This is a genomic window from Synechococcus sp. CS-603 (assembly GCF_977929215.1).
This window is the reverse complement of record NZ_OZ376778.1, coordinates 1162167-1183746: the sequence shown is the minus strand read 5'-3', so window position 1 is coordinate 1183746 and position 21580 is coordinate 1162167. Positions and strand designations below refer to the sequence as shown.

18 protein-coding genes, 2 tRNA genes and 3 rRNA genes are annotated in these 21580 nt (G+C 59.7%); 14 read left to right on the top strand and 9 right to left on the bottom strand.

Annotated features, from left to right (window positions below; genetic code table 11):
* Positions 1–705 (top strand): potassium channel family protein, encoded by a 705-nt coding sequence (locus tag ACXMDM_RS06230; RefSeq protein ID WP_071801033.1) that lies wholly within the window; start codon positions 1–3, stop codon positions 703–705.
* Between the two features lie 23 nt (positions 706–728).
* On the top strand, positions 729–1931 hold the full coding sequence (locus ACXMDM_RS06225; RefSeq protein ID WP_083544650.1) for an anhydro-N-acetylmuramic acid kinase: 1203 nt from the start codon (positions 729–731) through the stop codon (positions 1929–1931).
* On the opposite strand, the gene ACXMDM_RS06220 is transcribed toward ACXMDM_RS06225, so the two are convergent.
* Entirely contained in the window at positions 1868–2206 is a 339-nt protein-coding gene (locus tag ACXMDM_RS06220; RefSeq protein WP_071802171.1) for a ribbon-helix-helix domain-containing protein, read from the bottom strand. The genes ACXMDM_RS06225 and ACXMDM_RS06220 overlap by 64 nt on opposite strands.
* A 116-nt stretch (positions 2207–2322) precedes the next feature.
* Here ACXMDM_RS06220 and ACXMDM_RS06215 point away from each other — a divergent pair, with 116 nt between their 5' ends.
* The 4 genes from ACXMDM_RS06215 (at position 2323) to ACXMDM_RS06200 (ending at position 5556) form a co-directional block, all read left to right on the top strand.
* The gene (locus tag ACXMDM_RS06215) at positions 2323–2856 is read left to right on the top strand and encodes a DUF8682 family protein (protein ID WP_370454131.1); all 534 of its coding nucleotides are present in this window, start codon (positions 2323–2325) and stop codon (positions 2854–2856) included.
* Between the two features lie 139 nt (positions 2857–2995).
* Positions 2996–3226, top strand: coding sequence for a DUF8665 family protein (locus ACXMDM_RS06210; protein WP_071801031.1), 231 nt, complete (start codon positions 2996–2998; stop codon positions 3224–3226).
* A gap of 320 nt (positions 3227–3546) precedes the next feature.
* Positions 3547–5271 carry a ribosomal protection-like ABC-F family protein gene (abc-f, locus tag ACXMDM_RS06205; protein ID WP_071801029.1) on the top strand — a complete coding sequence of 575 codons (1725 nt, stop codon included), beginning with the start codon at positions 3547–3549 and terminating at the stop codon, positions 5269–5271.
* A 108-nt stretch (positions 5272–5379) separates the two neighbouring features.
* Entirely contained in the window at positions 5380–5556 is a 177-nt protein-coding gene (locus tag ACXMDM_RS06200) for a DUF8642 family protein (protein WP_162922867.1), read from the top strand.
* A 476-nt stretch (positions 5557–6032) separates the two neighbouring features.
* On the opposite strand, the gene ACXMDM_RS06195 is transcribed toward ACXMDM_RS06200, so the two are convergent.
* Positions 6033–7175 carry a trypsin-like peptidase domain-containing protein gene (locus ACXMDM_RS06195; protein WP_370454135.1) on the bottom strand — a complete coding sequence of 381 codons (1143 nt, stop codon included), beginning with the start codon at positions 7173–7175 and terminating at the stop codon, positions 6033–6035.
* 366 nt (positions 7176–7541) lie between these two features.
* On the opposite strand from ACXMDM_RS06195, the gene ACXMDM_RS06190 reads away from it, so the two are divergent.
* The 8 genes from ACXMDM_RS06190 to ACXMDM_RS06155 all read left to right on the top strand — a co-directional run bounded on the left by ACXMDM_RS06190 (position 7542) and on the right by ACXMDM_RS06155 (position 13668).
* Positions 7542–7826, top strand: coding sequence for a DUF2973 domain-containing protein (locus ACXMDM_RS06190; protein WP_233830613.1), 285 nt, complete (start codon positions 7542–7544; stop codon positions 7824–7826).
* A 102-nt stretch (positions 7827–7928) separates the two neighbouring features.
* Positions 7929–8312, top strand: a complete 384-nt coding sequence (locus tag ACXMDM_RS06185; RefSeq protein ID WP_071801026.1) for a DUF8663 family protein — start codon at positions 7929–7931, stop codon at positions 8310–8312.
* Positions 8313–8519: 207 nt separating this feature from the next.
* Complete coding sequence (gene hrpB / locus ACXMDM_RS06180) at positions 8520–11129, top strand: ATP-dependent helicase HrpB (protein WP_233830610.1); 2610 nt, start codon at positions 8520–8522, stop codon at positions 11127–11129.
* A gap of 133 nt (positions 11130–11262) precedes the next feature.
* Positions 11263–11412: a CAB/ELIP/HLIP family chlorophyll-binding protein gene (locus ACXMDM_RS06175; RefSeq protein WP_071801025.1), complete on the top strand. Its 150-nt coding sequence runs from the start codon at positions 11263–11265 to the stop codon at positions 11410–11412.
* Between the two features lie 74 nt (positions 11413–11486).
* The gene (locus tag ACXMDM_RS06170; protein ID WP_162922866.1) at positions 11487–11663 is read left to right on the top strand and encodes a hypothetical protein; all 177 of its coding nucleotides are present in this window, start codon (positions 11487–11489) and stop codon (positions 11661–11663) included.
* Positions 11653–12834 carry an exodeoxyribonuclease VII large subunit gene (gene xseA / locus ACXMDM_RS06165; protein WP_071801024.1) on the top strand — a complete coding sequence of 394 codons (1182 nt, stop codon included), beginning with the start codon at positions 11653–11655 and terminating at the stop codon, positions 12832–12834. The genes ACXMDM_RS06170 and xseA overlap by 11 nt, the downstream gene beginning before the upstream one ends.
* Before the next feature lie 142 nt (positions 12835–12976).
* Complete coding sequence (gene xseB / locus ACXMDM_RS06160; protein WP_083544499.1) at positions 12977–13282, top strand: exodeoxyribonuclease VII small subunit; 306 nt, start codon at positions 12977–12979, stop codon at positions 13280–13282.
* Complete coding sequence (locus ACXMDM_RS06155; protein ID WP_071801023.1) at positions 13279–13668, top strand: DUF2834 domain-containing protein; 390 nt, start codon at positions 13279–13281, stop codon at positions 13666–13668. Before xseB ends, ACXMDM_RS06155 begins: the two co-directional genes overlap by 4 nt.
* Before the next feature lie 560 nt (positions 13669–14228).
* Here ACXMDM_RS06155 and ACXMDM_RS06150 read toward each other — a convergent pair.
* The 7 genes from ACXMDM_RS06150 to ACXMDM_RS06120 form a co-directional block, all read right to left on the bottom strand.
* Positions 14229–14444 carry a glypican gene (locus tag ACXMDM_RS06150; protein ID WP_233830607.1) on the bottom strand — a complete coding sequence of 72 codons (216 nt, stop codon included), beginning with the start codon at positions 14442–14444 and terminating at the stop codon, positions 14229–14231.
* A gap of 41 nt (positions 14445–14485) precedes the next feature.
* A complete protein-coding gene (locus tag ACXMDM_RS06145; protein WP_255448134.1) occupies positions 14486–15367 on the bottom strand; it encodes a YihY/virulence factor BrkB family protein in 882 nt (293 codons plus the stop codon).
* 483 nt (positions 15368–15850) lie between these two features.
* Positions 15851–15967: ribosomal RNA gene (gene rrf / locus ACXMDM_RS06140) — 5S ribosomal RNA — on the bottom strand.
* Positions 15968–16104: 137 nt separating this feature from the next.
* Positions 16105–18992, bottom strand: a 23S ribosomal RNA gene (locus tag ACXMDM_RS06135).
* A gap of 562 nt (positions 18993–19554) precedes the next feature.
* A tRNA-Ala gene (locus ACXMDM_RS06130) sits at positions 19555–19627 on the bottom strand.
* Between the two features lie 9 nt (positions 19628–19636).
* Positions 19637–19710: transfer RNA gene (locus ACXMDM_RS06125), tRNA-Ile, on the bottom strand.
* A gap of 206 nt (positions 19711–19916) precedes the next feature.
* Positions 19917–21402: ribosomal RNA gene (locus ACXMDM_RS06120) — 16S ribosomal RNA — on the bottom strand.
* The 16S, 23S and 5S rRNA genes sit together here with 2 tRNA genes alongside, the layout of an rRNA operon.
* Between the last annotated feature and the right edge of the window lie 178 nt (positions 21403–21580).

The following is a 21580-nucleotide window of genomic DNA, read 5'->3' as shown; positions in this document are numbered from 1 at the left end:
ATGACCAACTGGTGGCAATGGCAGGGGATTTCCTCAAGCCAACCGAACAGCTTTGCGGTGATCGGAGCCGGCCGTTTTGGCCGGGCCGTCAGTAAGGAACTGGTTCGCTGTGGGGCCGATGTGCTGGTTGTCGACAGGAGCCAGCGCGCCATCGATGAACTCCGCCAGGTGGACCCGGCCATCGAAGGCCGGGTGCTCGACTGCACGGAAGAGGAGGCCCTGCGGGCCGCCGGAGTGCTTGAACTCGACACCGTGGTGATCGGCATCAGTGAACCGATCGAAGCCAGCATCACCGCCACTTTGATCGTCAAGGACAGCGACGGCAGCCGGGTGAGACAGGTGATCGCCCGGGCCACCACCGACCTTCACGAAAAAATGCTGCGCCGCGTCGGCGCCGACAAGGTGGTGTTTCCCTCGCGGATGCAGGGCGAGGAGCTGGGTCGCCAGCTGATGCGCCCCAACCTGCTGGATCGCCTCCGCCTTGACGATCGCAACAGCATCGAAGAGATCAAGGTTCCCCAGTCGTTCATCGGCCAATCCCTGCGCGATCTGAACCTGCGCAAGAACTACGAAGTGAACCTCCTGGCAGCCGGGCCTGTGAACAATCTGTCGGTGAATCCACCCGCGTCCCATGTGCTCAGCGAGGGTGACCTGCTGGTGGTGATGGGAACCATCAAGGCTCTTGAAGGGTTGCCCCAGACGTGAAGCCAACCACGGTTCTGGGCTTGATGAGCGGCACCAGCGCCGATGGTGTTGACGCCGTTCTGGTGTCGTTCGCCGGCCCCAGAGCCCGCCCCCGCTGGCGCCTGCTCAAGAGCCAGTTCCTTCCTTATCCAGAAGCGCTTCAGCAGCAACTGATCTCCATCGGCCAGGGCCAGGCAGCCACGGCGGCCACGGTGCTGAACCTGGCTGAAGCCGTGACCGAAGTCCAGGCTGACTGCGCCCGCCTTTGCGACCCGGACGGCCTCGCCAGCCTGGTGGGCTGTCACGGTCAGACCCTCTGGCATCGCCCACCTGATGGCTTGCGGCGGGGGTGTAGCTGGCAGCTGCTCCAGGCTCCCTTGCTGGCTGAATTGCTGCAGCGCCCGGTGGTCTTTGATCTGCGCAGCCACGACCTCGCCCTCGGTGGCCATGGGGCACCGCTCGTGCCGGCCGCCGATGCCGCCCTACTGCCAGCGATCGGCGGCTGGCGTGCCCTGCTCAACCTCGGCGGCATCGCCAACCTGACCCTGCTGCCTCCAGCGACGGGACCGGAGCGGTTCAGTGACGTGCTCGGCTGGGACTGCGGCCCGGCCAATACCTTGATCGACCTGGCGGTGAATCGTTTCAGCCAGGGCAAGCAACGCTTTGATGCCGATGGCCGCTGGGCCGCCCAGGGCCGCGTCCATGAAGACGTGATTCGGCGCTGGCTGGCCGAGTCCTATTTCCAGACTCCGCCACCAAAATCAACCGGGCGAGAAGTGTTCGGCGAAGACGACCTGAACCAGCGGCTGGCCACTCTCGCCGGCGCCTGCGGCACCTTGGACAATCACCAGGCCCAGTCCGACGCCCTGGCAACGCTGACCGCTTTCAGCGCCGCAGTGGTGGCCGCTGACCTGGCGCGCAGCCCAGGCCCCGGGCCGCTCGAATTGGTCGTGGCCGGGGGTGGGGCCAGAAATGGCACCTTGATCAACCAGCTTCGCCACCGTTGCCGGGGCCTCTGGGTGCGGCCACTGGCCGATCTGGGCATCGGCGAAACAGACCGGGAAGCTCTTGCTTTCGCCCTGCTGGCCTGGTGGCATCAGCAGGAACACCACGGATCCCTGCCTTCCGTGACCGGAGCGGAGCAGGCAGCAGTTCTCGGGGTCTGCGCTCACCCGGGAGCCGCTCAACGGCTGGGGCGGTACAGACGCACACGTTTCGGCAAACCGCGCAATCGTCTCGGCGTCTGAAGCTCCTGTTGCTCGAGCACCGTGCGGAAGCGCTCGGCGGGCATGGCTGAATCAACCGCCTTTTCCTTGGCCAGAGCCCCAACGCCAGCCTGGGTCTGGCGGGCCTGATCGAGGCGATCGAGACCCTGCTGGATCAGCACTTTGGCCATGTTGCTGACCGTGCGGGATTCACTGTCTGCGGCCGCATTGAGGCGCTCACATAAATCTTCCGGAAGCACCACCTGGACCCGAGGGGACTTGGGCCGGCCGCTCGTAGAGGTCTGACGGGTGGCCAAGGCCTCAGGGATCAGACGAAGTACCACTGAGTGTACAGAGATCCCCAGGGATACTATCCAGCACTATGCTTGAGCCCATCTGCCTACCTGCCATAGGCACCTTGATGAGTCCCGCCATGAGCAAGGCCTCCACCCAGTCCGCACGCCAGGCCCTCGGCAACCCAGAGCGAGCCGGGCTCCAAAGCATGGGTACCGCAGCAGTGAACAAGGCCGCTGGCTCCGCGTCGTCAGGCCAGCCCGCTAGGGCGGCCGCAAGCACGAATCTGGACACAAGCAATCCAGCGGCCACCAAGCCGGCACGGGGCAGGTCAGCGGCTGTCAGATCAGCAGCTCGTGGCGCCACCAGCAAGGCCAACAACTCCACGGCCAAGGCCAGCGGCCAGAGGGGCTCGGGCCAGCGCAGCGCCGAACAGAGGGTCGCCGGACAGAGCGATGTGCAGGTTTCAGCGGTGATCAGCACCTACCTGCTCACCCATCTCCACCACATCCTGCAGCGGGCCGAATACGCCGCCAACCAGGAAGGACACCAGCCCCTGGCCGCTAATTACGCTCAACTGCGCAAGGTGCTTTGCCTTGATGCCCGCAGCATGGAAGTGGAAGACACCTCCGCCGTTGCCCATCTCGAGGTCGAACCACCCTGCGCCGCCTGAGTAGGCCAGGACATCAGGCCGTGGCATCAGGCCGTGGCATGTTGCCAAAATCCAACAACCGGCTCGGAACTTGGTGAAAACAGGGCACCCACCCATAGGGTCTGGCCAGCGTTCAGCGTGGCCGCCCCAGAGCCATTCCATGACCGAAACCAATGCCGCTCGCCTCTACGAACGGATCAGAGCCGATGAGGAGCTCACGAAAACCCTGTTCAGGCAGGCTCTTCAAGATCCCAAGGGAACCATCAACACGATCCTCGCCCTTGGCCAAGACTGGGATTTGCCCGTTTCAGAAGCTGCTGTCAAGGAGCATCTCGCCTCCCTCGATGACGACACCAAGCAATGGCTGATCAAGGCCAGAGGCGGGCTCTAGGGCCTCGCCGTCGGGCTTGCTGAGGAAGGTCCAGAAGAAGAACCAGAGGCTGGAGATGGAGCCGAGGCTGGCGGAGTCAGCCGAGGCTGCGGCCGTGGAGCCCGATCTCCCTGGGCCCAACTGAAAAACAGCCAGTAACTGACCAGCGCCAACCCTGCGGCCACCACCAAGGCAGCCAATTGCTCCAGACGTTTGACCAGCATGGGCAGCCGCGCCGAATGAATTCCAGTCTGAGTGAAGGGAGTGATCGCCCAAGCGGCTGACGAAGGATCAGCGGGCAGGGATGATGGAAGCAAAGATCCCCAGATAGTCCCCTTCCTGTGCTTCGTCTGGAACGTGTATCAAAGCTTTATCCCACTGGCGAGGTGCTGCGGGATGTCACCTGGGAGGTGAAGCCGGGCGACCGCATCGGCTTGGTGGGTGTGAATGGAGCCGGGAAATCCACCCAGCTGCGCTTGATCGCCGGGTTGGAGGAGCCCAGCAGCGGCCAGGTGGTGCGCCAGGGCGATCCGCGCATCGCCTACCTGAAGCAGGAGTTCGACGTGGATCTGACGCGAACGGTGCGCGAAGAACTGTTCCAGGCCTTCGGCGAAGCGGCCGACGTGCTGATCCGCCAGCACCAGGTGGAGCACGCCATGGCCAGTGAGCAGGCTGCCAGCGATCCAGAGCATCTCAACGAGCTGATTGAGGAGCTCGGCAAGCTGCACAGCCGCTTTGAGTCTTTGCATGGCTACGAACTCGAAGCCCGCATCGACAAACTGCTGCCCACGATCGGCTTCACCCCCGGCGGGGCTGATCTGCCGGTGGGCGACTATTCAGGCGGCTGGCAGATGCGCATCGCCCTGGGCAAGATCCTGTTGCAGGACCCTGACCTGCTGCTGCTTGATGAGCCCACCAACCACCTGGATGTGGAAACCATCCAGTGGCTGGAAGGTTACCTGGTGGAGCGGGATGTGCCCCTGGTGGTCGTCAGCCACGACCGCACCTTTCTCGATCGGGTCTGCAACCAGATCGTGGCCACCGAGCGCGGCATCGCCCGCACCTATCTGGGCAACTACAGCCAGCACCTGGAGCAGAAACAGCTGGAGCGGGAGGCCAGCCAGTCGGCCTTTGACCGGCAGCAGAAGGAGCTGGCCAGCCAGCAGGCCTACATCGACCGATTCCGGGCCAGTGCCACCCGCAGCACCCAGGCCAAGAGCCGCGAGAAACTGCTGGAGAAAGTGGACCGGATCGAGGCCCCGGTGGAGAGCCTCTCCGGCCCCAAGTTCCGCTTTCCCGATGCCCCCCGCTCCGGGCGCCAGGTAGCCCTGATCGAGAACCTCAGCCACGCCTACGGCGAGTCGATCCTGTTTCTCGGCGCCGGCCTGGAAGTGGAGCGGGGCGATCGCATCGCTTTCGTGGGACCCAATGGGGCAGGCAAATCCACCCTGCTGCGCCTGATCATGGGGCTGGAGCAGCCCGACGAGGGCACCTCCCAACTGGGGGAGCACAACGTGGTGGCCGGCTATTTCGAGCAGAACCAGGCCGAGGCCCTGGATCTGGGCAAAACGGTGATCGACACCCTGTTCGAGGCCGTGCCGGATTGGACCCAGACCCAGGTGCGCTCCCTGCTGGGCAGTTTCTGTTTCAGCAACGACGCGGTGTTCAAGGAGGTAGGGAAACTCAGCGGTGGCGAGAAAGCACGGCTCGCCCTGGCCCTGATGCTTCTCTCTCCCTGCAATCTGCTGGTGCTCGATGAGCCCACCAACCACCTCGACATCCCTGCCAAACAGATGCTCGAAGACGCCCTGCGTGAGTACGAAGGGGCGGCCCTGCTGGTCTCCCACGACCGTTACTTCATCTCGCGGGTGGCCAACCGGATCGTCGAGATCCGCGACGGCGAGCTGGTGCTCTACCGCGGCGATTACGCCTATTACCAGGCCAAGAAGGCCGAAGAGGCGGAACTGAGCCTGGCGGCCGCCACCGCCTCGCTGCAGGAGGCCAAAAAGAGCGCCAACCGCGAGAAGCAGAAAGCCCGCGCCGCCAGAAGCAAGTCAAAGGGCTGAAGCGCTTGCACAAATAACTTCATCAAGCGGTGAATAGAAATATTCAATTCTCTGGTGTTTCACCAATGGTGTTCATAGCCTGACGGAATCCACTAGGGCATCCCTCCCATGAACACCCCCATCGGTTCTTCCTCTGGCTCTGCCGATCTCAATCCTGCCCCTGCCGCTCCTGCCGATCAGGCGTGGGATTCCGTTGAGACCTACTTCGAATGCATCACCACCTGCTCCCTTGATGACGGCACCTGCATCACCGCCTGCGTGGAGGAGCTGCGGACGAACAACTGAAACCCAGAGCCAAGCGGTCCGGACCACCGCCGAAGTGGCGGCATCCTGACAGGAATTCCTTACCTGTGTGCCGGTTGCTACGAGAGCACTCGAAACACTTCGTAGCATTAAGGTGGATTCAAAGCCCCACCGCGATGCCTGGAATGTCCGAACCGCTCGCCCTCAGCCTGGGTCAAAAGTTTGAATTGGAGCGCATGACACGCGCCATCGATTCCACAGGCGATGCCCAGTCCCTGCGTGGTCTGGCGAAGCAGCTCCTGCACGCCTGGCAGTCCCAGCGGGCAGCCACCGAGTGGATGATGCGCCAACAACTGGGGACTCCGCCGGGATTGGCCGCAGCCGTAGCAAAGAGACAGTCCGAACAACCATCCCCCGCTGATGAGGGCCCAGCCACTCAGCCGCAAAGCCAGCCTCCCTTCGGCGCAACCGACATTCTCTGAAGACGGTTGAAGCCAGTTAAGGCCGCCGAATCTCCCTCAGCGGCCTTCGTTGGACCTGGCAATCTCAGTTGGGATCACTTGCAATTGCAGGCTGGACCCACCCCGCAGGATACCGATGGCCATCGGCTTACCGACGCCATTTTTTTCCACTGCCGAAATCATTTCAGCCGGCCCCGGTACCCGGGTTCCCGCTGCGGAGACGATCACGTCTCCTGGTCTCAGACCCGCTTGTGAGGCGGGACTGCCGGGCAGGACGGAACGAACCAGCGCGCCCTGCCCGCCCCCACGCCCCTGGTCAGAAGGAGCCTGATCAAGGCCAACGCCGATCATCGGGTGGCTGACCGATCCGGTCGCCAGCAGTTGGGTGGCAATGCTGCGGGCACGGTTGATCGGGATTGCGAAGCCAAGCCCGGCTCCCGGGCCTGAGCGCACCAGCGTGTTAATCCCCACCACCTCTCCATCGGCATTGAGCAGGGGCCCACCGGAATTGCCTGGATTGATCGCCGCATCGGTCTGAATCAGATCAAGACGCTTGTCGGTGATCCCCAGCTGGCTGACATTGCGACTCAGGTTGCTAATGATTCCCATCGTCACGGTGTTGTCGAGCCCAAACGGGTTGCCGACAGCAATCGCCCAATCCCCGACTTGAAGGGCGTCGGAATTGCCCAGGGTGGCCACCGGCCAGGGTCCAGGCTCCATCAGGCGAACCAAGGCCAGATCCGTCAACGAATCGAGGCCCACCACCTTGCCCTCCACCCGACGTCCATCTTTGAGGCCCACAAAAACGCGGTCGCTCTTCTCAACGACGTGGGCATTGGTGAGAACCAGACCGTCGGCCTGAAAGATCACACCGCTGCCCAGGCCCCGCTCGGTGCGTTGGCTGGGGCGTTGTTGGGCCTGAGGCGCTCCAAAAAATTGCCGAAACAGGGGGTCTGCCATCAGCCGGGAGGGAAACCTTGAGCGCCCGGTGCTGGTGACCGTCCGTTCTGTGTCGATCGTCACCACCGCAGGGCCCGCCCGGTTGACGGCCTCGGTAACGAACGACTGGCGGGAGAGCCCAGAGCTGCGTGGGGCCTGCTGGGCCTGGGCCGTGTCGGCTCTCTGAATCAGGGCAGGGGAAGCGATCACCAGGGCCAGGGGCAGCACTGGCAGCAGGGCGTGGCGCGGGATGTTTCGCAGATCCACTGATAGAGAACAGCTAACAACTGTCTCGACCGTAACGGCAGACGCCGTAACCAAGGGAGAACAAAGGGCGCAGAAGATGTGACGAAGTGCGCGGCCAAGCCGAAGCACTCACCTGACAGGGCCTGCCACGCTGCAGCGGCTTTGGGCCTAATCTTTAAGAAGATTTATTAATCGACATGGATACCAGCTCGCTTTTGCTCCTCTTTTTGGCTTTTGGAGCGGCCTGCAGCAGCCTGTGGGCCTGGAGGCTCGCCCAAAGCGCCTCATCCAGGCAATGATGGCAGCAGAGGCCACAGCCAGCCCAATAGCTCCGGCCTGATTGAGTCGGCCTGATTTGTTTCTCCCTGAATGGTGTCGCCCATGGACCAGATTTTTCCCCTGCTTTACGGAGCCTGCTTCCTGCTGTTGCTCGTCCAGGCCTTTCAGGTGATGGCGCGGGGCTTCACGTCCGTTCCTCGCCAGGGTGATGGCACCGGCAGCAACAACCTCCCAAGCCCAAGTCCCCAAGACGCCGACCGCACCGGACGCTTGACGATTCACCCGGAACTGATCGGCAGCGACGGCCAACTCATCCGTGATGACCTGATGACCGTGCGTTTCAGCAGTGAGAGTGAGGGCTCTGCCGTGCCCCCGGATACCAACTGAATGGGCTCCAGCCAGTGCCGATCCAGCTGGTTCATGGCCTGATCAGGTCGCGCTAACTGGTACAACCATGGGGCAGACCAGATTCCAGGCGGAGGCCAAACGTTGGACCAGAGAACCCGAATCGTGGCAGCCGTGCTGCGCAGCCTTAAGTTGCCCCCCCGCTTCAGGCTCCACTTAACCAAGGACGACCCCGTCAGGCTGGAGCTGAGCATCACGCCCGCCTACGGCAAAGACCCGATCCTGGTGGGTCTCGTGGAATCCCAGGATCTGGTGGCCCGCCGTGATCGCGAAGGCCGCATCCCCAGGGATCTGCAGGGAACCTGGGACTGGACGGTGCGCCACGGCAAGGTCACCACTGGGGGCTGGAATCCCTACCTCAAGGAGGCCCTGCAGACGATGTTCGAAACGGGACTGCCAGCGATTGTCTACGAGGAAACCACCGGCGAGGACTACCACCCCGTCGATGGAGCGCGGCATGTGCGCTGATCAAAACCTCAAGAAAAAGCGTGGCCGATCGCACCGTCTGCCCTCGGGGAGGCCGCTAAAACGATGGCATTCAATGTCTTCCGTTTTTCTTTATGTCCTCCCTGGGCCTGTCGATAGGGCCTCTGGTCAGGCTGCTGGCTTCCCTCGGGCTGATCAGCACCGTCATGCTGGCCTTGGTGCTCGAGCTGGTCAGCTGATCTCCTTTTCTTGACCCCCTCCATCGGCGCCTCGCTGCCGATTGATGAAGTCCTTCCTGATGTTCTCAGGCAGCTCACCTCCGGTGGAACCTTGCTGCTGCAGGCTCCACCGGGAGCCGGCAAAACAACAAGGGTTCCCCTTGCTTTGCTGGAGCAGTTCGAGAGTCAGGGGACAAGCGGCAAGATCCTGCTGCTGCAGCCCAGGCGGCTGGCTTCCAAAGCCGCCGCCCAACGCCTGGCTGCAGGGCTGAACGAAGCGGTTGGAAACCGGGTTGGCTACAGGGTGCGGCTTGAGCACTGTTGTTCCGCCACCACCCGGATCGAAGTGATCACCGACGGGCTGTTTCTCAGGCGTCTGCAGGCCGATCCCGCTCTGGCCGGCGTGGCCTGTGTGATCTTCGACGAATTTCACGAACGCCGAAGCGAAGCGGAACTCGCCCTCGTGCTGCTGCGCGAAGCGCGTCCCCTGCTCGCCCCTGAGCTCCGGTTGCTGCTGATGTCGGCCACGCTCGATCTGGCCCCCCTGGCCTGCCAGCTGCCGGAGGCTGAGCTGATCCGCAGCCAAGGGGCCAGCCATCCGGTCGACTTGCACTATCAACCGCCACGGGAGCGGGAATCCCTGCCCGAGCAGCTGCTGCGTGCCCTCGAGCACCACTGGCTCGATCAACGGGGGATCGAAGACACCGTTCTGGTCTTCCTGCCCGGGCAGAGGGAGATCCGCGAAGCCCTTGGCGCCATTCGCTCCAGATCCTGGGGGGAAGATCTCGAAGTCGTCCCACTGCATGGCATCCTTTCACTGGCCGACCAGGCCGCAGCGATCCGCCCGGCAAGACACCAGGGCGGGAAGGTGGTGTTGGCGAGTTCGATTGCCGAGAGCTCCTTGACCATCGCGGGGGTGCGGCTGGTCATTGACAGCGGACTGACCCGGCGCAATTGCTTCAATCCACGCACTGGCATGGACGCGCTGGTCACCACTGCAGCGAGTCAGGCCTCAGCCACCCAGCGACAGGGAAGGGCCGGAAGGCTGGAGCCTGGCCGCTGCATCAGGCTCTGGTCGGCGGCGGAGCAGCAACGACGACGGGCCTTCGATCCACCAGGGCTGCAGGAGGCCGATCCGCTTCCCGTTGTGCTCCAGCTGGCCCTCTGGGGTGCTGGGCTCGGGGAACAGCTGCCATGGCTGGAGCCTCCCCCTCGGGCCGCACTGGAGAACGGCCAGGCGTTGCTGCAACAGCTGGGTGGCCTCGAGCGCAACGGCAGGATCAGCCACCATGGCAAAGCCATGGCCCGGCTTGGCCTCCATCCCAGGCTGGCGCACATGCTGCTGAAGGCCCGCCAGGTTGGCGAACTTCCCCTGGCCTGTGAACTGGCGGCCCTGCTCGACGGCCGCGACCCCCTGTCGTTGCCGGAACTGGGCTGTGATCTCCTGCTCAGGCTCGATTGGTTGCGGCACAAGGGAGCCAATCCGCAGCGCCAGCAACGGCAGTTGCTGCGGCGTCAGCTTGAGCAGCAAGCCCGTGATCAAGCCCGTGAGCAGCCGCTGCCGCTCGAACCACAGACAGACCAGTCCGATCGACCGCCTCAGGCCCGTGAGCGCAGGCCCACGGCCGAGTGCGCCGCCCAGCTGATCGCTTGGGCCTACCCCGATCGGGTTGCCCTGGCCAGGCCGGAGCGGGGTGGACGTTTTCTGATGCGCAATGGTTGTGGCGCCAGAGTCCACCCCCAGGATCCGCTGGCAGGTGCTGAAGCCATGGCCATCGCCGCTGTCGATCAGGCCGGCAAGGATGCACGGATTCTCCTGGCCCTGCCATTGAGCCTCGCGGCGCTGGAGGCCACCGCTGCCACGGAAGGTCAGCGGCTTGCCGTGGTGCGTTGGGATCGCCAGGCCCAGCGGGTTCAAGCCATGCGCGAGCGCCGCCTTGATGCCCTGGTGCTGGACCGGCAGCCCTGGCCCGACGTACCGATCGAGCAGGTCCAGGCCGCGCTGCTGGAGGGGCTGCGCGAGCAGGGGCTTTCCGCCCTGCCCTGGACCAAAAGCAGCCGCCAGCTTCAGGAGCGGCTCTGCCTAGCCCGCCACCATCTCGGCGACAGCTGGCCGGATCGCTCGGACACCGCCTTGCTGGCAACGCTGTCTGACTGGCTGGCCGAGCAGCTGCCAGCAGGATGCCGAAGCCTGAGTGATCTGAGCGGAATCAATCTGCCTGAAGCCCTCTGGAGCTGGCAAACCTGGCAGAGGCGCCAGGAGCTCGACCGCCTGCTGCCAAGCCAGCTGGTCGTGCCATCCGGTCGCTCGGTGGAACTGGCCTATGGCAACGGCGAAGCGGTTCTGGCCGTGAAGCTGCAGGAGCTGTTCGGCTCAACGCTCACCCCAACCGTTCTGGAGGGACGGTTGGCGGTGACTCTCCACCTGCTCTCACCGGCAGGCAGGCCGATCCAGATCACCCGTGACCTCGCTGGCTTCTGGCAAGGCAGTTACCGGCAGGTACGGGCCGACCTGCGGGGTCGCTATCCGAAACATCCATGGCCCGAGGACCCACTTCACGCCACAGCCACGGCCCTGAGCCAACGCCGTACAACGGCCGCCGAGGGCCGAGCAAAGGGGCTAACACAGCCTCAGGATTGAGCGATCCAGAAGGGGCTGCCTGCCCAGGGACGGAGCAAATAGCAGCATTGAGAAAACAAAGAATTTCTCTTGCACCTGTCAAGCTGTCGTCACTATTCGATATAGTCAAATCAGTTTTGCAACGTTTTAGGCCATGACAAACAGCACCCCAGCGCCGCGCATCGGCTTTGTCAACTTCGCTGAAACCTGGAATGGCCGACTGGCCATGCTTGGCTTCGTCATCGGAGTGGCGACCGAATTACTCACCGGCAAAGGCATCCTCTCCCAGATCGGTCTGGGCTGAGGACAGCGCCGCGGACGTCGGCAAGCCGAGGCGGCATCGGCAAGACTGCAGGCAAACCAAGCCGTGCGGAACCCTTGGCTCCTTTTTTCGTCAAGAATCGCCGGGATGGATCTCGCCTCCTCAGTACGGCCATGGTGATCTGCGCCGTGGGCCTGATCCGATTGGACCACTGGATCGGCCAAGTCGTGGCGATCAGTGCCGGCTCCCTGAGCTGCTACTGGGGATTCTGCTACGGCCGCCTTGAACACTGAGCGCCCCTTCGACAACGCTGTTGCCGGCGGGTTGCCCCGCTTCAATGTTTCGGAACTCAACGAAGCGATCGGCAAGCTGCTCGAGCGGGGCTTTGCTCCTCGCTTCCTGCTAGAGGCCACGGTTTCTCGCGCCCAGCTCAAGAAGGGCCATCTCTGGTTGACCTTGACCGACGAGCTCGCCTCCGTGAGCGGGGTGGTGTGGGCCTCGGTATTGCCAAGGCTCAGTTTCAAGCCTGAAGACGGCGATGGCGTCACGGTGGTCGGCAAGCTCAATTTCTGGAGCAGTCGCGCCTCCCTGTGCGTCCAGATCCTCGACATCCGCCCCAGTCTCAGCGGCGTGCTGCTTCGTTTTGAACGCGTGCGGCAGCTGCTGGAGCCAACGGGACTGTTCGATGCTCGGCGTAAACGCCCTCTACCGGCCCAACCCACCGCGATCGGTCTGCTCACCAGCGTTCCAAGCTCCGCCCTCGCCGACATGCTGCGAACGGCGGACGAGCGTTGGCCTGCGGCCAAGATCTACCTGCTGCCGATACCCGTTCAAGGCCCCGTCGAAGCGGAGATTTGCCGCGCTGTGCTGGCCGTTGGCCAGCGAGCCGAAGCACTTGGCATTGAAGCCTTGGTGCTCGCCAGGGGAGGGGGCAGCCGGGAGGATCTGGCCGTCTTTGATGGCGAAGTTCTGGCCCAGGCGCTGGCTCTCTGCCCTGTCCCGGTGGTCACCGGCCTGGGCCATGAAGATGACACCACAATTGCGGACCTGGTCGCTGACTACAGGGCCGCCACCCCGACCGCCGCCTTGGTGGCCCTGCTGCCGGATCGGGGTCATGCCCAGCAGGAGCTCACGGCAATCCGGCAACAGCTCAGCCGCCAGCTCGCCTGGCGGCTACGCATCGAGCAGCAGCAGACCACCTCTATCCGCGAACGGCTATACCAATGCCATCCACAGCTACTGCTCCAACGTCAACGCCAACAGCTGGCCCATGACCTCCGCTTGCTTTTGGCCCTCTCCCCTCAGCGTTTGCTGGAACGGGGGTTTTGCCTGGTGCGAACACCGTCTGGGCAGCTGGTGCGATCGGTCCACCAGGTGAGCTCCGGCAGCATGGTGGAGCTGCACTGGGCGGATGGCCATGCCGAAAGCCGCATCACCGAAGTTGTTGCCAGTCTTTCGCCCTGAGCAGCCCTTACCTCGATCAGCCTTCATCTTGATCAGCCTTCGACTTGAGCACCAGTCTTCCGCCACTACGTCCTAAACCTGACTTCTGTCTCAGCTTCTAAGCCAGTCAACAAGCTCAGCTTTTCAGTCCTGCCTACCAGCCATGCCTCCAGCCAAGAAGCAAGTATCAAAAAACGCCACGGCCCCCAGCAAGGATTCCGCGCAGGGCACGGGCAGCCTGACAGTTGAAAGCTGGAAAGCCGAGGTCAAGGAACTGACCTACAACCAGGCTCGTACCGCCCTTGAGCTGGCCTTGAGCCAGCTTCAATCCGATGAACTGGAAGTGGAAACCATGGCTGAGCTCTATAGGCGGGCACAGGCCTACGCCGAGCGCTGTGAACAGATTCTTGGGCGAGTGGAGCAGGAGATCATGCAATTGAATATCACTGACCTGGAGCAAGAGCCTTGAGCAAATCCACGAGTCCGTTCGACAATGTTGTGCAGTGGCTGTATCTAGCCCTGGCGATAGCTGGAGCGATCCTTCCCTGGATGGCGAACATCGCCTTCATTCGCACAAGCGGCAACAACTTTGATCTCGCCTCATTTGTGTCGCTGGCCAATGCCAATCCAGCGGCCCAATCACTCTCCAGGGATCTGTTCGTCGGGGCCACGGCTATCACGATCTGGATGGTGGTCGAAGGCCGCAGGCTCAAGATCAGGGGGCTGTGGCTGCCCTTGATCTGCAGCGTCACGATAGCCTTTGCCTGCGGAGCTCCCCTGTTCCTGTGGATGAGGGAACGCCGTCTAGCCGAGCTCAAATTAATAGGGATCCAACCCGAAGAATGGGAGAGTTAGGTCCAATACCAAGCTGTGTTGAACGCATCAGCCAATCTTCAGGTTTGTTACCAGGCGAGGCTAAATTAATAGGAGGATTTTGCGAGTGATCGCCTAGTCGTCGTTAACCGGCCTTGAGGGAATATCAATCGTGGCGTTGCCAGCGTCAATCTCTGAGGAGGGATCGGAAGTTGTTGCAAATTCAGAAGCCTGGTCATCCCGATTAGAGGCCACTCCAAATCGAAACAGCATCTGAGCAACGCCAGAGGGTTGTGGAGACGAAGCAAACGGTTCCCAAGTGACACTGCCATCTCCCGAAGCGGATGGCGAAACCAATGAGGCCCCACAGGCTGGACATTGGCCAGAGGCGAGGGTGGCAGTACCGCAGGCTGCACAAACCCTGATTCGGCTGCGCAGTATCCGCCAGGCAATCCAGCCCACTCCAGCAAGAAGGACAGGCAACAGAAGAACCAGCAGGGTGAGTCCGCCAAGAAAATTAAGCAGTAAGCGTCCCAGCGGGCCTGGAGCAAGGAGCACCAGTGCAACAAGACCGATCCAGAACCAGGGGATGGAACGGCCCATCAACGCTGAAAGCGAGGGTCATTTTCAATCCAGCGCTCAAAGGCTGCCAAGCCCTCGATACCAGCCCAACCAAAAACCACAGCTCCAACCAGCAAGGCAAGCAGCAGGCCGGCACCCATCAAAAGCGGCAACAGGGCAACGGTCAGGAATCCAACCACCACCATGGCGCCGACACCTGCGCAGAGCAGGGCCAAGCTGGCAGGAAGGGGACGCAAGCTAAGACCTGCTCGGGCCATTGACGTGGATGCGGAGACTACTATCTTCGCCCCTGCAAGGAAGCTTGATGACGTGAGCTCAGGTGTGGATCGCCCCCCCGCATCCGACGGGCGACCACCACACTGAGAGCCATCCCGAAATAGAGGATCAACCCCACCAACCAGACCCAGAGCGTCAAAACAAGGACGCCACTGACCACCCCATAGGCCTGAAACCTGGCACCAAGAGAAACAAGACTTTGGCCTACCAGCACATTGAGCAGGGTGTAAGCCAGGCCAATCAAAAGGGCACCTGGAACCAGTGATCGAATCGGGTGGATGCGCGAGGGGATGATCAACAACAAGGCAAGTGCCACCAACGAAGAGACCCATGCCGAGAGCACAAGACCGGCAAAATCAGAAATCGGGATCGAGATCTGAAATGGCCAAGGCAGAGGTTGATTGAAGAGATCTTCCCAGGTTTGGGCGCTGATCACTTGCAGGTGGCTGGTGAGCTGGTCGACAACAAGCAAAAGGGCTGCCACACCCACCAGAGCCAGAGCCTTGAGCCTTGAGGTGATGAAACGTCGAATGGCGGCAAGGAAAGGAAACGAAGTTCCGCTCATCCGATCTGAGCCCGAGAGCCTCCAACCCCAAAGCCGATCGGCACCTCTCTGCAGCGTGAGATAGGTATTCGTCGAAGTGATGAGCAAAGCAATGACGCCGATAGCGCCAGCTCCGCCTCTCTGGCTGTAGAGCTTCCGCATCGTTGTCTCGATTAACGGTGATGCCGTCGCAGGTAGCAGCTGACTAGCAAAGACTTCGATCTGATCCATCAGTCCTTCATCCCGTCCCAGGATTCGGCTAGCCAATGCCAGGGCAATCAGCAGGGCAGGAAAGATTGATTGGAGAGTGTGATAGGCAAAAGCTGCACTGAGGTCAATGCAACCATGTCGATCCCACAGGCGGTAGGCCAGCCAGGCGGTACGCAGCCATTGACGAATCTGTCTGGAAACCCGGTAAATTTCTTATCTTGAGAAGTACTCAACCACTGTAAGCAACCTGGGATCAGAATCAATGCCAATCAGCCCCCCAACAGAAGATCCAGCGTATCAATCGGCCAACCCAGCCCGCCACCGACAGCCCAGCCGCTGTGCCAGCCATCTCTGACCAACAGCGAGAACGCCCTGGAGGCAAAGGCCGGAACTTCATGGGCCCTACGCGCACGATGAACGTGTCGAGTCACCAATTGCCGTGGATAATTCTTAGACCCCGAACAGAGCGGAGATTGCGAATTTAGCGATGTTACAAGCTTAAATTGTTTGATTTCAAACCACAAAAAAAGCCACCTTGCGGTGGCCTTTTCGTCTTGGTCTAGCCGCTAGATCTAGCCGCGCTCAACCAAAAATGGATGGACAAGAGTTTTATCCTGGCATCGAGCTATTTTTGCAGGAAGCTTCCCTCCAACTATCGTCGCCGCTACTGCGTTTCACAACCGAGTTCGAGATGGATCGGAGTGGGTCCACAGTGCCATGAACACCAGGAAATAATCTCTTGCCCCCAAGGTGAACCCTGAGAACTGCCTAGGTAAGTAGAATCCCATCAACACACCCTTTCAGGCCGTTGGCAGAATCCTTCTGAATATCAAACAGCTCATGCTATCTGCAGCAAGAGCGAAGTGTTGGTCAAGCCCTCGGTCTATTAGTACTCCTCCGCTTCACGCATTGCTGCGCTTCCACGTAGAGCCTATCAACGGGTGTTCTTCCCGTGACCTTACTGGCTTAAGCCATGAGAACACTCATCTTGAGGTGGGCTTCCCACTTAGATGCTTTCAGCGGTTATCCTCTCCGCACATGGCTACCCAGCGTTTACCGTTGGCACGATAACTGGTACACCAGAGGTGCGTTCCTCCCGGTCCTCTCGTACTAGGGAGAACTCCTCTCAATGTTCTTACGCATGCACCGGATATGGACCGAACTGTCTCACGACGTTCTGAACCCAGCTCGCGTACCGCTTTAATGGGCGAACAGCCCAACCCTTGGGACCGACTTCAGCCCCAGGTTGCGATGAGCCGACATCGAGGTGCCAAACCTCCCCGTCGATGTGAACTCTTGGGGGAGATCAGCCTGTTATCCCTAGAGTAACTTTTATCCGTTGAGCGACGGCCCTTCCACTCAGAACCGTCGGATCACTAAAGCCGACTTTCGTCCCTGTTCGACTTGTTGGTCTCACAGTCAAGCTTGCTTCTGCTTTTACACTCGTCGGCTGATTTCCAACCAGCCTGAGCAAACCTTTGCGCGCCTCCGTTACCTTTTAGGAGGCGACCGCCCCAGTCAAACTGCCCACCTGATACTGTCCAGCCCCCGGATAACGGGTGGCTGTTAGAACCCTAGCTCTGAAAGAGTGGTATCTCACCGTTGGCTCACCATGACCCGCAAGCCATGGATCAAAGCCTCCCACCTATCCTGCGCATTCAGAGCCCGGGCACAATACCAAGCTACAGTAAAGCTTCATAGGGTCTTTCTGTCCGGGTGCACGTAGTCCGCATCTTCACAGACAATTCTATTTCGCCGAGCCTCTCTCCGAGACAGCGCCCAGATCGTTACGCCTTTCGTGCGGGTCGGAACTTACCCGACAAGGAATTTCGCTACCTTAGGACCGTTATAGTTACGGCCGCCGTTCACCGGGGCTTCAGTCGCTAGCTTCGCTTTCGCTGACCAGCTTCCTTAACCTTCCGGCACTGGGCAGGCGTCAGCCCCCATACATCGTCTTGCGACTTAGCGGAGACCTGTGTTTTTGGTAAACAGTCGCCTGGGCCTCTTCACTGCGACCACCTTGCGGTGGCACCCCTTCTCCCGAAGTTACGGGGCCATTTTGCCGAGTTCCTTAGAGAGAGTTATCTCGCGCCCCTCGGTATTCTCTACCACCCCACCTGTGTCGGTTTCGGGTACAGGCCATCATGCCTTAACGGGTATAGGGCTTTTCTTGGAAGCTTGACATCACCCACTTCGCTGCCGTAGCAGCTCGTACTCACGCCTCAGCTCAGAGCGTTTTCTCCGCTCCTCAACGCCTCGAACGCTTGAACCAGTAACCAACATCTGGCTGGGCTAGCCTTCTCCGTCCCCCTTCCCAAAACATGACAGGTACAGGAATGTTGACCTGTTGTCCATCGACTACGCCTTTCGGCCTCGCCTTAGGTCCTGACTAACCCTCCGCGGACGAGCCTGCCGGAGGAACCCTTAGGGTTTCGGGGCATGGGATTCTCACCCATGTTTTCGCTACTCAAGCCGACATTCTCACTTCCATGCAGTCCACGCCCGCTTACGCTAACGCTTCACCCCACATGGAACGCTCCCCTACCATTTGAATGTTCCTAAGAACAATTAAATCCGCAGCTTCGGTACAATGCTTAGCCCCGTTCATTTTCGGCGCAGGATCGCTCGACCAGTGAGCTATTACGCACTCCTTTGAGGATGGCTGCTTCTGGGCAAACCTCCTGGTTGTCTGGGCAATCCCACCTCCTTTATCACTCAGCATTGATTTAGGGACCTTAGCTGGCGGTCTGGGCTGTTTCCCTTTCGACCATGGAGCTTATCCCCCACAGTCTGACTGCCTAGTTTCACACAGGGTATTCAGAGTTCGTATCGATTTGGTACCGCTCTCGCAGCCCGCACCGAAACGGTGGCTTTACCCCCCTGCTATAGCACTAAACGCTACGCCTCAACGTATTTCGGGGAGAACCAGCTAGCTCCGGGTTCGATTGGCATTTCACCCCTAACCACAGCTCATCCGCTGGTTTTTCAACACCAGTCGGTTCGGACCTCCACTTGGTATCACCCAAGCTTCATCCTGGCCATGGTTAGATCACCCGGGTTCGGGTCTATAAACACTGACGATCGCCCTATTCAGACTCGCTTTCGCTATGGCTCCACCATTTCCGGTTTAACCTGCCAGTGCCTATAAGTCGCCGGCTCATTCTTCAACAGGCACACGGTCATCCTATGAGTAGGACTCCCATTGCTTGTAAGCTCACGGTTTCATGTTCTATTTCACTCCCCTCCCGGGGTTCTTTTCACCTTTCCCTCGCGGTACTGTTGCGCTATCGGTCACACAGGAGTACTTAGCCTTACGAGGTGGTCCTCGCGGATTCACACGGAATTTCACGTGCTCCGTGCTACTCGGGATACAGCTAGGCCAGTTTCGTTTTCGAGTACGGGGCTTTCACCCTCTCTGGCGCGCCATTCAAACGCTTCCTCTAACGTCCCTGGTCCACATTGCTGTCCCACAACCCCGATGGTCGAAACCATCGGTTTAGGCTCGTCCCCGTTCGCTCGCCGCTACTCAGGGAGTCGTTTTTACTTTCCTTTCCTCCAGCTACTAAGATGTTTCAGTTCGCTGGGTTGGCTCGAGCCAGCCTATGGATTCAGCTGGCCGTTCTAGGGGTTGCCCCATTCGGAAATTCCCGGATCAAAGCGTGTTTCCAGCTCCCCGAGACTTATCGCAGGTAACTACGTCCTTCATCGCCTCTGTGTGCCAAGGTATCCACCGTGAGCCCTTTGTAGCTTGACCAATGTTTCTCCACACAGCATTGCTGCGGTTGTACGCAGATTCTCCTGGTTTTACCATCATCAGCTCTGCAACCTTTCAACCACAAGGATTAAAAGATTAAAGACTTCAGAGGTAAAAACAAGATCAAACCCAGTTGTTTCGGCAACAACCAGGAACCATGCAGAGTCTCGGCTCTTACTTTAGAATCTCTCAATTCCTCCTCAGCAACAACGCCATCCGCTCGCCGCTCACCAAAGCAAGCGATCAAGCCAATGGAGCTATCACTGGATCTGGAATTGAGCATCTATGAGATGCTTAATATTCAGACTTACCTATGCAGTTGTCAAGGTTCTGCTGACCACCACTCCATCAGCCTTACAGCCAACAGAGCAAGAGTCCAGCGTCTTTTCAATGGATTAAAATGTTAAAATAACTCTAGTAGAATCTATTCAAAAAAATAAATCCAATAGAATGACTCTAATCTAATCAAATGAAAGGAAGCTGAAATCCATTCACAGCAAAAAAATCTAGTCTCACCATCAAAGTTTCTCCTGTTGCTTTCGCTAAAGGAAGGTTTGGTCAGTGGAGGTTAGCGGACTCGAACCGCTGACATCCTGCTTGCAAAGCAGGCGCTCTACCAACTGAGCTAAACCCCCAAACACGAATGGGCCATCCTGGACTTGAACCAGGGACCTCACCCTTATCAGGGGTGCGCTCTAACCACCTGAGCTAATGGCCCAGGGGAACCCTTGTGGGGTGTGACCTAGACAAAGTTTAGGAACAGAATAAACTTAGAGCAACACGAAAACATCATGATTACCATTGCTGGCTACCATCACAGCTCATGCCACCTAAGTCATCGAGGTACCGATTATCCATCGAGATGACAGGACTTTGGCCTCACCACAAATTGGGTCAGACATCAAAGTCAGTTTTGTCTCCCTGTTAGGAGGTGATCCAGCCGCACCTTCCGGTACGGCTACCTTGTTACGACTTCACCCCAGTCATCAGCCCCACCTTCGGCGTCCTCCTCCCTTACGGGTTGGAGTAACGACTTCGGGCATGGCCAACTTCCATGGTGTGACGGGCGGTGTGTACAAGGCCCGGGAACGTATTCACCGCAGTATGCTGACCTGCGATTACTAGCGATTCCTCCTTCACGTAGGCGAGTTGCAGCCTACGATCTGAACTGAGCCACGGTTTATGGGATTTGCTAGCTCTCGCGAGTTCGCTGCCCTTTGTCCGTAGCATTGTAGTACGTGTGTAGCCCAGGACGTAAGGGGCATGATGACTTGACGTCATCCACACCTTCCTCCGGTTTATCACCGGCGGTCTCTCTAGAGTGCCCAACTAAATGCTGGCAACTAAAGACGTGGGTTGCGCTCGTTGCGGGACTTAACCCAACATCTCACGACACGAGCTGACGACAGCCATGCACCACCTGTCACTGCGTTCCCGAAGGCACCCCCCGATCTCTCAGGGGTTCGCAGGATGTCAAGCCCTGGTAAGGTTCTTCGCGTTGCATCGAATTAAACCACATACTCCACCGCTTGTGCGGGCCCCCGTCAATTCCTTTGAGTTTCACACTTGCGTGCGTACTCCCCAGGCGGAACACTTAACGCGTTGGCTACGACACCGAGAGGGATAATTCTCCCGACACCTAGTGTTCATCGTTTACGGCTAGGACTACAGGGGTATCTAATCCCTTTCGCTCCCCTAGCTTTCGTCCATGAGCGTCAGTTATGGCCCAGCAGAGCGCCTTCGCCACTGGTGTTCTTCCCGATATCTACGCATTTCACCGCTACACCGGGAATTCCCTCTGCCCCTACCACACTCTAGCCCAGTAGTTTCCATTGCCTGGATGGAGTTGAGCTCCACTTTTTAACAACAGACTTTCTGGGCCGCCTGCGGACGCTTTACGCCCAATAATTCCGGATAACGCTTGCCACTCCCGTATTACCGCGGCTGCTGGCACGGAATTAGCCGTGGCTTATTCCTCAAGTACCGTCATGTCTTCTTCCTTGAGAAAAGAGGTTTACAGCCCAGAGGCCTTCGTCCCTCACGCGGCGTTGCTCCGTCAGGCTTGCGCCCATTGCGGAAAATTCCCCACTGCTGCCTCCCGTAGGAGTCTGGGCCGTGTCTCAGTCCCAGTGTGGCTGATCATCCTCTCAGACCAGCTACTGATCGATGCCTTGGTGAGCCATTACCTCACCAACAAGCTAATCAGACGCGAGCTCATCCTCAGGCGAAATTCGTTTCACCTCTCGGCATATGGGGTATTAGCAGCCGTTTCCAGCTGTTATCCCCCTCCTGAGGGCAGATTCTCACGCGTTACTCACCCGTCCGCCACTAGCCCGAAGGCCCGTTCGACTTGCATGTGTTAAGCACGCCGCCAGCGTTCATCCTGAGCCAGGATCAAACTCTCCGTTGTAGTCACTCGTCCTGTAAACCAGCTCAACTAACCTAAAACTTTCGTCTTAAACTAATCTCACCAATCGCAACCAGTGCCGCCACTGAACAAATCGCCTTACCTTACGATAATCGCTTTACCCAGGGCCTCCTTCTCGCAAGAAGGGTTCGAGAGTGCATCAACCACTTCGTCATCACCT

What these genes read in the sequence shown, in the direction of transcription:
- ACXMDM_RS06225 (WP_083544650.1), top strand. Translation starts at nt 729, where the DNA reads ATGAGCGGCACCAGCGCCGATGGTGTTGACGCCGTTCTGGTGTCGTTC.
- ACXMDM_RS06210 (WP_071801031.1), top strand. Translation starts at nt 2,996, where the DNA reads ATGACCGAAACCAATGCCGCTCGCCTCTACGAACGGATCAGAGCCGAT.
- xseB (WP_083544499.1), top strand. Translation starts at nt 12,977, where the DNA reads ATGCCTCCAGCCAAGAAGCAAGTATCAAAAAACGCCACGGCCCCCAGC.
- ACXMDM_RS06200 (WP_162922867.1), top strand. Translation starts at nt 5,380, where the DNA reads ATGAACACCCCCATCGGTTCTTCCTCTGGCTCTGCCGATCTCAATCCT.
- ACXMDM_RS06175 (WP_071801025.1), top strand. Translation starts at nt 11,263, where the DNA reads ATGACAAACAGCACCCCAGCGCCGCGCATCGGCTTTGTCAACTTCGCT.
- ACXMDM_RS06190 (WP_233830613.1), top strand. Translation starts at nt 7,542, where the DNA reads ATGGACCAGATTTTTCCCCTGCTTTACGGAGCCTGCTTCCTGCTGTTG.
- ACXMDM_RS06230 (WP_071801033.1), top strand. Translation starts at nt 1, where the DNA reads ATGACCAACTGGTGGCAATGGCAGGGGATTTCCTCAAGCCAACCGAAC.
- ACXMDM_RS06215 (WP_370454131.1), top strand. Translation starts at nt 2,323, where the DNA reads ATGAGCAAGGCCTCCACCCAGTCCGCACGCCAGGCCCTCGGCAACCCA.